The organism is Anaerovibrio sp. JC8 (genome assembly GCF_002100115.1).
Lineage (GTDB): Bacteria > Bacillota > Negativicutes > Selenomonadales > Selenomonadaceae > Anaerovibrio.
On record NZ_ANBM01000002.1, the window covers coordinates 258,441 to 272,861 of the forward strand.

Genomic DNA, 14,421 nt, shown 5'->3' on the forward strand with positions numbered 1-14,421 from the left:
AACGCCCTGCACGTTGGTTGTCAATAGCTTCTGCGCTTTCATGCCTTGTCACTCCCTTCGGGGTAAAATTGTAGATACCTATTTGTGTACCTCTTCGCCAAAAAAGCTGAAAATCCTGCAAAGCTAAATGCTATTATGATAATTTATCGGAAGAAAGAGGAGTTGCATTAAATAGCAGAAAGTCAGTAAACACCTGCTAAATCATTTCTTTTTAAAAAATTCCTCTACTGCTGTAAAATCCACACAAAAGCGTACATTACCTTTTTCTTTTTGTTTTATATATATTTTGGTTGCTTTATTAACTATCTCATCTTTTATCTTTATACAAAACTGTAATTCTTTCTCCAGTAATTTTTTATATTTCCTGATTTCTTCTGTATCAGAATCAGCAGCATTTATATTAACCTCACTGTATAAATCTTCTGATACCGGTATCATCTTTTTTAAATCGAGAACAGCCAAGATATGTTTAACCTTCTTTGGTGATTCACTATTATTGAGAGAAAAGTAAATATCTTTTTTTGACATCTTGGACTCATCTGCAAATTCATAAACCAGAAAATAATCCTGAGATGAATTCTTCCAAGATACGTGCTTTCTTTTTGCGGAAGAAAGCGGAATGACATATTTTATATCATCTTCTTGAATAAGAATACCAACAAATGGCTTATTTTGATAGCCATCTGAATAGCGAATCTCATCAGATACTTGGTGTAAATCGCGTAAATAATCGACATTTACATTAACCAAGCAAATTTTATCGTCTATTAATCTCATAAAACACCCCAAAATACAAAATGAGGAGGATTTCCTCCTCCTCATTCTTCCTTAATGGTCATCTCTTCGAGGCCAAGCCTCAGGGTTAATGGAGACCCTTCCTTAACGGTCATCTCTTCGAGGCCAACGCCCCAAGGTTAATGGAGACCTTTCTTTAATGAAATGCTATCATATACAAACAAATTTGTCAATTTCTACTTATCTTAGAACGTATACACTGTGCTTATGCTGCCCATTACGCCCTGCTTCTTGCCCGCATAGGCGGTGAGATTCAGGTCTACACCCCATGGGGTGTCAGCAGTTGGCTTGATAAATGCGCCGATTTCGCCGCGGATTCTGCCGCCGCCAATGTCAGCACCACGGATGTCAACACCATTTACAGTGCCATAGGCCCTGCCGCACATCTCGTACTCATAGGCCAGACCGCCGTAGAAGCTCCACTGATCGTCCCGCTTTTCGGTGTAGCGTGCCCCTACCCGCAGCAGGCTGCTGGTAATATCATCAAGTCTGTAGTCAGCGCCAGCCACCGTAAAGTCGGTACCATTTCTGTGGTTGTAGAAATACTTGGCATAGACATCCAGTACGGTGTGTCTGTCAAGCTTCAGCTCACGGCCCACACCAACATGGAAGCCATAATAGCCGGTGTCGGTGTTGTAGCTGTAGGCATTGCCCATGTTATCCCGCAGGAGGCTGTTGGCATCCTCATGGACAGTACCGCCACGGAGGCTGCCCTCCACATAGAGGCCCTTAGGAGTATACCACTTGGCCAGGAGACCGCCGCCGGTATAACGGGTGCTTCCGTCGCCACGCTGTGCTGCATCGTTATAGGTGGTGTAGTTGCCGTTTCCATACTCGAAGAAGGCACCATACTCAAAGGTGGAGTGCTTCTTCACGTTCTTGTGGCCCAGAGCCAGGATGGCATTCCAGGTGCTTACATCAATATGGCTGCCGGTTTCCTGGGTCAGCTTGCCGCCACCCAGCTTGGCAAAGGTCGCAAGACCGTCCTTGCCGGTGTTTTACGGCAATGCCAGACCATCAACTGCGGAACCGATGTAGTCATTACCTACGTTCAAGGTGGTCATGGTAGCCTCGGCACCCATCAGGGTGTTGTGGGTCTGCTCAGTGGCCCTTACACTCTTTACGTTGTAAACCACGTTGCCGCTGCCATCAAGGGCAACCTTACCAGTACCTTCCACCACATTACCAACAGTAAAGCTGGAGTCCTCATTTACCTTGGTTGCCTTGTTGGTTACCTTGGTCTGGTCAATGAGGGTCATGGTATCGTCCTTGGAGACGGACTTAACCCCGGTGAATACCACGTTCTTGGCACCTACAGTGGTCATGGAGAGGTCACTGTTTGTGCCATCGGTAACGGTAATCGCAGACTTGCTCTTGCTCCAAGGCACTACGGAGAATTCCAGTGCCTCAAAGTTCTTTATATTCTTTACCAGCTGGTCGCCGCCGGTCCATGGAGTACCGTTGTAACCAATATTCAGGACATTGCCCGTAGCCTCGCTGGTACCACCAATGAGACCAGTGCCGGAAACATCTGCAATTCCAAAGAGATATAAGCTGTTATTTCTGGTGGAGCCTGTGCCGTAGCCGCCATAAACTCCGCCCTTGATTTCCCCAACACCCAAAATCGCGGAATCAGTGTCAGTTCCCTGTACAGTGCCGCCACCAAGATATACGGTGTTGTTTTCAGCGGTGCCGTTGCCGTAGCCGCCGATAACGCTGCCCTTAACGGTGCCGCCGGTCATCTGAACCTTGTTGCCCTTGGCAACGCCGTCAGTTCCCGTTGCAAAACCGCCAATAACATGCTCCTCCACAGTACCGTCTGCAAGCTCGGCCAGGTTATTGAGGGATTCCTCGCAACCGCCGCCGATAATGCCCCATACGGAGCCGTTCTTAAAGTAAACCTCATCATTCTGGGAGAGATATTTACTCTTGCCGCCGTAGATATAGTCACGAATGGTGGTTCCATTGACAGTTACGCTGTTGTTGGCAGCGGAACCGTTCTCGCTGTAGCCACCGAATACGCCGCCATTTACGGTGCCACCCGTCAAGTTGACGGTGTTGGTGTCCGCCGGCTTGTTGTCACCCAGGGTCTTACCGCCGTAGATATTGCCATCTGTGGTTTCAGTGCCAATGGTGGCATCGTTCACAGTGACTGTATTGCCGGAGGCACTGCCGCCGGTGCTGTCACCGCCGGAGAGGCTGCCCTTGATGATACTGCTGGCGATATTCACAGCATTGTTGTCGGCACTGCCGGTACCGGTGGTCTTGCCGCCGGATACGGAGCCGTTGACAGTGCTGCCCTCAGTAACATTGACCTCATTCTTGTTGGTATTGCCATTTTCACTCTGGCCACCCATAACATTACCGCCAATTTCGCTGCCGGTAACAGTGGCCTTGTTCTCATTGGAAGTGCCATTACCCTTGGTCTGGCCACCAATTACATCCTTTTCTACCTTGCTGCCGCCAGTTACAGTGGCTTCGTTCTTGTCGGTGCTGCCGCTTTCACTCTGGCCACCGGTTACGGAACCGCCTACAGTACTTCCATCAACAGTTGCCTTGTTTTCACTGGAAGTGCCGCTGCCCTTGTTCTGGCCGCCAATTACATCCTTATCTACCTTGCTGCCGCCAGTTACAGTGGCCTCGTTCTTGTCGGTGTTGCCGCTGGCACTCTGACCGCCGACTACGGAACCGCCAATCTCACTGCCACCTTCTACTGTAGTCTTGTTTTCGGAGGAAGTGCCGCTGCCATTGTTCTGGCCGCCGGTAACATCACCGGTAACCTTGCTCTTGCCACTGACTTTTGTTTCGTTCTTGTCGGTGCTGCCGCTTTCACTCTGGCCACCGGTTACGGAACCGCCTACAGTACTTCCATCAACAGTTGTCTTGTTCTCATTGGAAGTGCCGCTGCCCTTGTTCTTGCCGCCGATTACATCCTTTTCTACCTTGCTGCCAGTGGTTACAGTGGTCTCGTTCTTGTCTGTATCGCCCTTATCGCTCTGGCCGCCAATAACATTGCCGCCTACGGTGCTGCCGGAAACGGTGGTCTTGTTCTCATTGGCAGTGCCGCCACCGCCGCTGGTACCACCGGTAACATCGCCTGTTACCTTGCTGCCGCCGCTGACAGTGCTTTCATTCTGGTTGGCATTGCCCTGTTCACTTCTTCCGCCGTTGACATCGCCGCCGACCTCACTGCCATCCACTTCGGCCGTGTTGCCGGTGGACTCGCCGTTGCCACCGGACCCGTCGTTTTTGCCGGAGTGACCGCCGTTCACGTTGCCAGTAACCTTGCTGTCCTTAACATGGGTTTTGTTTTCTTTGGTATTGCCATCGCCGTCGCTCTGACCACCATTGACATCGCCGCCAACCTCACTGCCTTCCACTTCGGCCGCGTTGCCGGTGCTGTCACCGTTGCCGCCGGAACGACCGCCCGTTACGTTGCCGGTAACCTTGCTGCCGTTCTTAACGTTAGCCTCATTGCCCTTGGTTTCGCCATCGCCGTTGGTAGAGCCGCCGTTGACATCTCCGCCAACATTACTGTGATCTACATCAGCTTCGTTGTCTGTAGCGTTGCCGTTATCGCTCTTACCACCGTTAACATCGCCCGCAATGGTACTGTCTTCCACATCAGCCTTGTTTTTCTTGGAATCGCCTTCCTCACTGGTACCGCCGTTTACATCACCGCCGGTGCCGTCAGTATTGGTAATGATTTTACCCTTAACACCCTGCTCGTTGCCGGTGGAGTCGCCATCACCCTTGGCCTCGCCGCCGATTACTGTACCCTGATGCTCCTGACCATCAGGAACAACCAGGATTGCCTTGTTGTTGGTGGCGCTTACTGCCGGCTGAACCTCACCGGCGCCCAGGGTAACCTTATACTTGAGTACGCCACCCTCATAGTATGCAGTACCTTTTCCTGTCTTGCCATTCTCCAGAGTAAATATACCGCCCCTGGTCTTATTGATACCGCTTCCATAGTTGGTAACCAGAGTCATCACATCACCAGTGGACAGGTTGGACACCCCGGTAAAGAAAACATTGGAGGAATCCACCACCGCACTCGAGTAGTTAAGCTCAGCAGCATCACGGTTATAGGCTGTTCCCCAGGCCACATTGGTCACATCAAGGGTAGATGCCGTGTTGTCTTTTATGGTGTAAAGCACATTATTGCCCGATGCAGAAACGCTGCCGGAAATAGTACCGCCTACCGTGAGACCCTCAGTTGCCTTATAGGTGTAGTTTTTGTCCCCTGTATCCTTTGCTGCAATATCGTTCAGGGTAGCGTTGCCCTTGAGCAGTGTCATGTTGTCATTTTTAACTGCCGTCTTCTTCTGGTCATCCGTCATGGACATGACAAACCCCGCTGTATCCAGTGAGCTGAGATTTGAGAAGTCATACCTGGCTGTATCGCTCTTATCTAACCAGGTACCATCCTTGGTATAGTCCACCGTACCCAGCTTAAGGTTATTGATATATGCTGCCCCGATGGAATAAACCAGCTTGGAACCATTATTATCATCAGCCTTTATGCCGAGGCCGCGGGTTCCAGACAGGGTAACATTCTTCTCGGTTTCTGTATAGCTGCCGCTCGGCTGATATTTGATATTATCCGCAATCTGGGCATTGCTAAAGTAACCGGCAACGTTAGTCGTCAGAATAGGGGTATCCCCTATGGTCGTTGGAGCAGTAAAGCCATTGCCGGTTACCTTTATGCCGTTGGCATTCTTTGTCCAGCTTACATCAAGGTTCTCATTGGTGGCACCGTCCCAGCCGTTAAGATTAACGCTGTCCAGGGTCTTGCTGGTTACCGTATAGTTTACGGCCCCTGCCGAAGTGGTTACGTCACCGGTTAATGTGCCGGAGAGTCCCGCACCATTGGTAAGGCTGTAGCTTACGCTCTGACTGTGAGGGGAACCATTGACACTAAGGTCTGATGCAAGGCCAGTGGCCCCGGAAAGCAGGGTCATGGTATCATGGGCTGCAATAGTGTTGACACTCTTTCCAACAGCGTCAGTAAAGGTGAATTTAAGGTTAGTGGCATCCACATCATTGTTGACCAAGTTGGAGAAGTTATAATTTCCAGTCAATGCACGGGCTGTGCCATCCTTAGTCCAAGCCACTTCACCCAATGCAATCTTGCTGCCCGTGGTGGACTCGGCAAAATATGTGAGTCTTTTACCACTTGTTGTTGGGGTCAGACCATCCTCAGAAGGAGCAATACCTCCGGACTTGGTTCCGGAAATGGTAACACCATCCTTCTTGTCATCTGGCATCGGCGCATTGTCCTTGTATTTTTTATCTCCTGTTATATTGTTTTCATTAAAGAAGCCATCCTCAGTGGTGGTAAAAATATCCACATTATCAGTGCCAGTTGGGCTTTCAAAATCTCCAGTGTCAACTTCTACGCCGCCTGTTGGAGTTGACCAGCCAGTTGGGAGATTACCCACGCCTCCTGTTCCGTTCCACTGGCCCAGATCAATTTCATTCACTTTGCCGGCACTAATGGTATATTTTAAATTGGTATTATCACGGGTCAGACTTCCATTGGTTGCCTGGCCCTTATATGTAATCTTGGTATTATTATCCGTATATGTGATGTCAAAGGTCTTATTAGTTGGCTGGGTAATGGTATCACTGGTAAGACCAGTTGCCCCTGTAAGAAGGTTGGTGGAATCATCCAAGGAATTCAGGGTAGCTGTTCCCGTAAAGGCCAGTCCTGACGCGTCAATATTGGTAACCCCGGAGAAATCATAGGCTGCAGTGGCCGCACGTGGAGTCCCCCAGGTCATGGAACCAAGGGAGATGCTGCTAACATCATTCTTTTCCCCGTAGAAGGTCAGATTCTTACCACTGTTGGTTGCCTTTACGCCACCAGCCTTATTACCAGCAAGGGTGACACCAGCCACCGTATCGGAGAAGGAATCCCCCGCTTTGTATTTGATATCATCAGATATAGTGGCATCACTGAAAAAGTCCGCCGTATCGGTGGTCATAATATCCTTGGATGCTCCAGGAGCCAATGTAGGCTTGGTGAACACACCGCTGACACTGATGCCACCATTCTTTTTCGACCAGCCAGACAGAAGGGTGCTAGTGGAACCATTCCAGCCAGCAAGATTAAGACTATCTAAAGTAGCACCAGTTACTTTATATATAATATTCTTATTGGTATTGCTGGAGATTACATTACCATTTGTTGCCGCACCGCTGTATCCGATGCCATTGGCATCCTGGAAGGAGGCAGCAAGATTAATTGCCTTCGCTGTGGTACTATCCTTTATACCATTTGCATTAGAAAGCAAATTTGTGGTTTGATTAATCGGGTTACTGTTAAAAGACCCTGTAAAGGTCAGATTCGACGCATTGATGGCGGTATTGCTATCATAGGTATACCCCGTGCCGCTGGCACCTGTGCCCCATGTCATACTACCCAGTGTAACGGTATTTACTGCACTGTCGCCAATGGTGTACAAGACTTTCTTCTGGGTGGAATCCAGCTTGACATTATGGCTTCCCTGTTCATATGTCACGCTTACGCCCGTTGAACCAATGCCAGCAGTCGTGCTGGTTCCATTTTTTACCTTGATGGCTGTCGTTGAAAGGGTTCCACTTGTAGTTCCAGAGCCAGTAAGCTTATTATATATGAGTTTTTGGCCATTAAGCGTATTCAACCCATTGGAGAACAAAGTCATCGTCCCATTGGAGGTGGTGTTGGCAAAACTCATGCCGGATATATCGAATCCGCCGCCACTATTAAAGTAAACACCGGTCGTCACGTTTAAAGCAGGTGTTGTCGTACTCCAGTTTACTTTACGGAGCACAAGGTTATCTACATTTTTTACCATGATAACGGTATTTTTGATAATGTCACTGCTGTCCTTGCCTACCCACGGTGTTTCATCTTGTAGGGTTGCAGATGTTGCGTCATTGGCATAAACCCGGGAACCGCCGATATAGATATTATTATCCGTTGTAGAAACACTACCTGTATTATGCTCAGAATAACCACCGGCAAGGGTTGCCTTATCCAAGCCTTTTGTCGTACCGTAAAGGTTCAAGCTGTTATGCGTTATTTCACTAGCAGTATAATTGCCGTTATAAACACCACCGATGCTATAAGATTGGCTCTTGAAATCGCCGCCGCCAATGCTAACGCTGTTATACGACATTTTCGCACCAATCGCACCGCTAATTTTCGTATTATCGCCATTCAAACTACCCGCGGTAATCTTTACCTTGTTATAATATGTATTAAGGTCGCTAAAGGCACCAATTATATCGCCATTTATAATACCATTTGATATTGTAACGGTATTGTTTTTGGCATTACCATTAACGCCATATCCCCCCACAATATGATTTAAAACGCCGCCATTGATTGTCACTGTATTCGATGAAGCCTCTTTAGCGCTGGTAGCAATATAAACACTATTTTCATGCGAATAACCTCCATATACTGTGCCAGAGATTGTAGTGTTATTCCCAACTGTAACTGTGTTGTTTATGGCACTACCGTCATACCCATTTGTATTACCGCCAGCAAGCCCACCAAAAACATGATGGCCTATGGTAATCGAACCTGTTGACGCACCGATTGTAACGGAATTGTCATTAGCATCGCCTTTAGATGATCGTCCGCCATAAACCTCTTGAGTTACCTCGCCACCGGTTATATTTACTGTATTATCATAAACATTTTTAAGACTAACTTCGCCGTGCTGTGAATTTCCGCCATACACATATAATGCTCTGCCGCCTTTCATGTATACATGGTTACTATATGCTTTACCACTATCTGTATTGCCACCAATTAGGGTACCCAGTGCATAGTGGTGATCAGACGGCCCTGTTTCAAGAGTAACCGTATAACCAGTTGCATCTCCACCACTACGATAAACGCCAAAAATATTATAGCTAGCCCAGCGTGTATCGGTGGTGTTAAACTTCAAGGTATCAGTATTGCTTTTGAGATAAAGTTTTTTATTAGAGTCATCCAATATAAGACCATTTTTCTTAAGATCTGGCCATGAACTATAGTTTGCAGGATACATGTTAATATCTACTTCCAACTCTTGGGCGTCTACCTCGGCCACAGGCCCATAGAGGCACCCGCCGCCCAATATAAGTGCCGCCATAATAAGACGGGTCAATTCCTGCTTGCTTTGCTTGCTTTTCATATTACTCCCCTCCCTGGGTTAAATTTACTGCTCCCATGCTAACGGGTCCTAAAGCTCTAGATTAATTCGACTAAATTCAGTGGTAGTTTAACACTCCCACTGAATAGTCTCATTGAAAACAAAAAGCCTTCCCTCAGGCCGTAGGCAAGCCGCAAAAGCTCACCAACCTCCTGAGAGAAGGCTTTTTCACATAGTTATGTACTTGTCGATGAGTGTCTATCGGAGCCGAACAGCTACCCCCCCCGCGAGGACAGACTCAGGCACAAAAAAATCGCCCTGCACGTTGGTTGTCAATAGCTTCTGCGCTTTCATGCCTTGTCACTCCCTTCGGGGTAAAATTGTAGATACCTATTTGTGTACCTCTTCGCCAAAAAAGCTGAAAATCCTGCAAGGTTAAAAAAGATTTTTGGGGGAAGGAAAATAAAAAATAGCTCAATTTAAAAAGCTGGATTTCACTGTAAAATCCAGCTTTTCCTTGTTTTGAAAAATTACTACATATCAATAACACGTTCTTCAAATTCCTGGGAATTCGACACAAAATCATATGGTTCATATTCGCCAAATGCCGATGGTCTGCTTATGGTCACCAGCTGTATACGTGAAATATCAACCTTACTGTTAAGTTTCTTTTTTAGTTCAACAAGTTCTGCACCGCCACGCATCTGCAATGCAACACAACCTGGTTTATTAAAATCTTTTGCTATCAGAAAGCACATTATCAAGCACCTCCTTGAATTGGACTTCGTTCTTTATTATGCCTTGCTCATATTTTTCTCTTAATTCACAGCAAAGACTATCAGGATAACCTTTTTTGTAAGTATACTTGTGCAGCCAATTATTGATTTGCCTATCATAATAGGTATTGTACTGAATTTCTACAGGATAATGATGATTGCTTAACTGAAAATAAACATGAACACCTCTATATCCATCGTCTTTTGACTTTCCCTGTGACAAATCGACAATTTTAAAATGTCTCATAGATTGTAAGACAAGAATATCATCGTAATTATCACATAAGGTCCTAAATCCAACAATATCATTAAATACCTTGGCAGCCTGATGGTCCGGATAATACCGTTCATATTTCAAATTAATTGACTGGATGGATTTTATTCTATAGTCCAAAACTATATCATCATATTCCGGCATTTTCAAATCCAGCAGTTCTTGAACCCTGTATACATCAGCAAGCAATTCGTCTTTTGAAAAATAGTGAAGGTTTTTCTTCAAACTGATATCCAGATTTGATTTGCATGATAGACACGATAGCCGCTCTAAAGATAATCCGTCTTTCATTAGAACCTTTATAATATCTGCCACACAACCACCTGCTTTCTATAATCAGTATAATCAAACAAAAGTTTCAATGCAAGTAAAATCATACCGAAAATGCTTCTATTGTACGCAACAAAAAACTGCCGCATAGAGCTGTGCGGCAGTTATATTGTTTATTTTGTCTGGGTACGGAATATTACCAGATTTCCTTCATCCAGGTGCGATAATTTTCTCCCATGAACTTGATGACCAAATCAAGCATGCCGTAGATTTCGTCACCCAGGTTGGAAAAATCCTTTTCCTTCTGGCCAGGGGTGGTCAGGCACACATCCATGAGCAGGGCACCGTTGCGGTCAAAATACAGCTTGAAGGGCTTGTAATTCATATTCTGGGTATTGGCCATATACAGAACCTTAAGCTCATTTTCCGAGGTAAGTGCATTGTTCAGGATCAGGACCCGTATTACGGAAAAGGCGGTATCATCCAAAATCACCAGTGTAGGAAGCTGCTGGCCCTCCACCACTATATGGGAACGGAACACTACTGTATTATGCTCGTCCTCCGGAATTTCCTCCACCTGAAATACTTCAATCTCTTTTTCCTTAAGATACTTACTAAAAACTTTTGCCTTGGTATTCATATATAAACTCCTTTGTAAATATATTTTATGTTACTGTCATAAATACGACAAAATATTTCATTATCCTTCCTGATAATAATAAAAGGGTGCCGTCATAAGACGACACCCAAAATAACTCCTAGTATGTGAGCCTTATGCCTCTTCCTCGCGGAACTGGTCAACGATACAAGCACAGGCAGCATCACCAGTGATGTTAACTGCGGTACGGAGCATATCGAAGATACGGTCTACACCGAAGAGAATTGGCAATGCCTCGATTGGGATACCGGCAGCTACCAGAACAGCAACTACCAGCAGGGTAGGACCAGGAACACCGGCCTGACCAACTGCACCCAGGGTGGAAGTAACAATAATTGCAATGTACTGGCCAAAGCTCAGCTCCATGCCATACATCTGGGCAATGAAGGTGGCAGCCATTGCGTAATATGCAGCGTTACCATTCATGTTGATGGTAGCACCCAGTGGCAATGCGAAGGAAACTGTACCCTTGTTCAGGCCAAATTCCTCTTCGTTGGTCTTCATGTTCAATGGCAGGGTAGCCATGGAGGAGGCAGTGGAGAATGCGAACACCTGGCACTTCCACATGCTCTTGAAGAACTGGATATAGCCAACCTTCTTGGAGAAGAGGGCCACAGTACCTCCGATCATTACATAGGTAACGATAGCCAGTACCACTACATAGAGAACGATCAGATTAATAATCTTAACCAGTACGTCATAACCGAAGGTACCGGTGGCATCAGCCATCAGGGCAAATACACCGATAGGGGCAACGCACATAATGGCAGTCATAATCTTGATGAAAATCTCAGTGAAGTAATTGAAGATATTCACCATGAACTGCTTCTTTTCAGGCTCCAGAGCAGAAAGAGCAAAGCCTACGAACAGGGCAAATACGATGGTCTGGAGAATGTTGCCCTCAACCAATGCAGCAAATGGATTGGTTGGAACGAAGCCGATTACGGTCTCCCAGAAGCCCGGAATGGAACCGCTCTGGGACATATCAACATCGATGGCGGCCTCAGAAATTGCAGCCATATTAATACCGGAGCCTGGCTTGAACATCTCACTGAACAGGAGACCCAATGCTACGGCTACGGCTGTGGTAACACCATAATAAATGAATGTAATAATACCGATTTTGCCTGCACCTTTGGAATTTCCCAATGAAGCAGCTCCTCCTACCAATGAGAAGAAAACCATAGGTACGACTACCATCTTGATGAGTGACATGAACAGGTCACCAACAGGGGCAAACATATGGGCTGGCTTGCCCATTACCAGGCCTACGACAGCACCAAGGATTGTGGCGATAATAATCCACTTGCCAAGGCTGTCAAGAATTGATTTCTTTCCTTCTTCCTCTGACATCAATCATCCCTCCAATTAATAATAACATTAATGAGATAAATTCGCTGAAAATTCACGCAATTCTCAACACTTATCCGTCTTTGATTATAGCAGGATTTTTTAGTTTTGTATACCATAGACATACATTTTTTAAGATGTCTATCTAAAAAAGACTTGTTGTCTGACAAATTTTAAGATTATTTGTGAATTGACTTCAATAATTGTATAACACTATAAAAGATAGTGGCATATCTTTTATAGTGTTGAAACGCTAATAGGAAGATTTTTCCTTTTTTAAAGGAAAAATTCGAACAACTGCGTTATAATAATCCACAGTGTTAGGAGGTTAAACCGTGGAAAAATCATATTTTGAACAGCTGGCCCGGGAATCCCAGGCTGCCATAGATAGTTATAAGAAAAGGAGTCAGGCCTTTACCACCAAGCGGACCCTGTCCTTTATGGCCCTTGTGGTCTGTGTGGCAGGAGCCTATGATTTAAATGCTTTCTGGCCTCTGGGGGCTGCCCTGATTATTTTGGGATATTTCTTCTATCTCATCCGGGGCCACAGCCGCCTTAATGACAGGCTGGAGTACGAAATTCGCCGGCTGGGGGTTATCAATGACTATATCGCCAGATACACCGACCAGTGGAAGGAGTTTGAGGATAAGGGTGCTGACTTTCTGGAGAGGAACCTTACCCAGGACATTGACCTTAATATTTTAGGCCCGGCATCCATCTATCAGTATATCAGCACCGCCAGAACCAGCAAGGGTCGTGGGCTGCTGGCCGGCCGTCTCCGTCCAGAGCCGGTGGAGGCTGCTGAGCTGAAGCTGCGGCAGGAGGAAACCGGCTTTTTTGCCGGCCATGTGGAGGAGGCCATCAGACTGCAGGCCATCAGCCGCCAGATTCCCTTTAACCACAGTGCCCAGCCACTGCTGGACTATCTGCAGGACCGGCAGCATGATCCAAATCCCTTCATTAATAAAATGATATTTGTGGTGCCCGGCATAGCACTGCTGCTCCTGCTGGCCAGCCTGCTTAAGCTGGTGCCCATGGAGATTCCTGTAGTATTATTTATCATACAACTGGCGGCCGCCTTACTGATGCTGGGGAAAAATGCCACCCATATTACGCCCCTTTATAAGCTGAACAAGGAGCTTATCAGCTATTGCCACCTGCTGGGGGCCATGAAGGATATGCTGCCCGGCAAAACCGGCTATATTGACCCGAAGGAAATAGAGGAGGCCATGGCCCCTATTGCCAGACTTGGCAAATTGTGTGCCCTGGCGGAAACCCGCCACAATTTTATTTTGCTCTTTGCCTTAAATGCCCTTGTGCTGCTGGATTTTCATATTGTGAGGATATTCATTGGCTGGCAGCAGCAATACGGGGAAAAGCTGGCCCATTGGCTGGATCTGTGGCATGAGGCGGAGGTGGCCATCAGCCTGTCCGTTATCGGCCATGTCCGCCCGGACACGGTGATGCCGGAGCTGATAGACAGTGAAAGCAGGGAGCCCCATATTGAGGCCAGGGCCCTCAATAATCTCCTTATTCCCTATGAGGAAGGTGTGCCTAATTCCATCAGCCTTAAGCCTTCCTTGAATATTATCACCGGCTCCAATATGTCGGGCAAAACCACCTGGCTGCGGACTTTGGCCAGCTCCTGCATTTTGGCATATTCCGGGGCTCCTGTTTGCGGCAGGGAGTTCAGGCTGACTCCGGTCACTGTGCTCACCTCCATACGGGTAAATGATGATCTGAGCAGCGGCATTTCCACCTTCTATGCGGAGCTGATGCGCATTAAAACCATGATAGAGGCCTCCCAGAAGGATATGAGGGTGCTGGCGGTAATTGATGAAATTTTCAAGGGTACCAATTCCGCTGACAGAATTGTGGGGGCAGAGGCGGCCTTAAGGCAGCTGAGCCGCAAAAACCTCATTACTTTGGTTTCCACCCATGATTTTGAGCTGTGCCGTATCGGGGCCGAGGAGGTACCGGTTATAAATTATCATTTTGAGGAGCATTTCCAGGAGGACAAAATTCTCTTTGACTACACCATGAAGGATGGGCCGTGCAAAACCACCAATGCCCAATTTCTCCTTAAGCTGGTGGGTATTATCCGCTGATATAAAGCATCTAAAAAACTCTTCCAGAAGCATTCCCCACAATGCTTTCGGAAGAGTT

General features: G+C 46.8%; 8 protein-coding genes. 1 reads left to right on the forward strand and 7 read right to left on the reverse strand.

The features are described 5' to 3' along the window. Positions 1-201: 201 nt before the first annotated feature. The 7 genes from D081_RS02870 to D081_RS02900 form a co-directional block, all read right to left on the reverse strand. On the reverse strand, positions 202-777 hold the full coding sequence (locus D081_RS02870) for a type III toxin-antitoxin system ToxN/AbiQ family toxin (RefSeq protein ID WP_158087534.1): 576 nt from the start codon (positions 775-777) through the stop codon (positions 202-204). A gap of 203 nt (positions 778-980) precedes the next feature. Further along, positions 981-1,757: an autotransporter outer membrane beta-barrel domain-containing protein gene (locus D081_RS02875; protein ID WP_085022622.1), complete on the reverse strand. Its 777-nt coding sequence runs from the start codon at positions 1,755-1,757 to the stop codon at positions 981-983. Between the two features lie 36 nt (positions 1,758-1,793). After that, a complete protein-coding gene (locus D081_RS02880) occupies positions 1,794-8,969 on the reverse strand; it encodes a hypothetical protein (RefSeq protein WP_085022623.1) in 7,176 nt (2,391 codons plus the stop codon). A 491-nt stretch (positions 8,970-9,460) separates the two neighbouring features. Beyond that, the gene (locus D081_RS02885) at positions 9,461-9,685 is read right to left on the reverse strand and encodes a DUF6718 family protein (protein ID WP_085022624.1); all 225 of its coding nucleotides are present in this window, start codon (positions 9,683-9,685) and stop codon (positions 9,461-9,463) included. After that, positions 9,657-10,292 carry a hypothetical protein gene (locus D081_RS02890; RefSeq protein WP_198941938.1) on the reverse strand — a complete coding sequence of 212 codons (636 nt, stop codon included), beginning with the start codon at positions 10,290-10,292 and terminating at the stop codon, positions 9,657-9,659. The genes D081_RS02885 and D081_RS02890 overlap by 29 nt, the downstream gene beginning before the upstream one ends. Positions 10,293-10,443: 151 nt before the next feature. Continuing rightward, positions 10,444-10,887, reverse strand: a complete 444-nt coding sequence (locus D081_RS02895; protein WP_085022625.1) for a hypothetical protein — start codon at positions 10,885-10,887, stop codon at positions 10,444-10,446. A 132-nt stretch (positions 10,888-11,019) separates the two neighbouring features. Next, positions 11,020-12,258 carry a dicarboxylate/amino acid:cation symporter gene (locus tag D081_RS02900; RefSeq protein ID WP_085022626.1) on the reverse strand — a complete coding sequence of 413 codons (1,239 nt, stop codon included), beginning with the start codon at positions 12,256-12,258 and terminating at the stop codon, positions 11,020-11,022. A gap of 332 nt (positions 12,259-12,590) precedes the next feature. On the opposite strand from D081_RS02900, the gene D081_RS02905 reads away from it, so the two are divergent. Then, positions 12,591-14,363 carry a hypothetical protein gene (locus D081_RS02905; RefSeq protein ID WP_085022627.1) on the forward strand — a complete coding sequence of 591 codons (1,773 nt, stop codon included), beginning with the start codon at positions 12,591-12,593 and terminating at the stop codon, positions 14,361-14,363. Positions 14,364-14,421 lie beyond the last annotated feature (58 nt).

Excerpts from the sequence above, each read along its gene's own strand:
- D081_RS02880 (WP_085022623.1), bottom strand. The coding sequence starts at position 8,969 with ATGAAAAGCAAGCAAAGCAAGCAGGAATTGACCCGTCTTATTATGGCG.
- D081_RS02870 (WP_158087534.1), bottom strand. The coding sequence starts at position 777 with ATGAGATTAATAGACGATAAAATTTGCTTGGTTAATGTAAATGTCGAT.
- D081_RS02895 (WP_085022625.1), bottom strand. The coding sequence starts at position 10,887 with ATGAATACCAAGGCAAAAGTTTTTAGTAAGTATCTTAAGGAAAAAGAG.
- D081_RS02885 (WP_085022624.1), bottom strand. The coding sequence starts at position 9,685 with ATGTGCTTTCTGATAGCAAAAGATTTTAATAAACCAGGTTGTGTTGCA.
- D081_RS02900 (WP_085022626.1), bottom strand. The coding sequence starts at position 12,258 with ATGTCAGAGGAAGAAGGAAAGAAATCAATTCTTGACAGCCTTGGCAAG.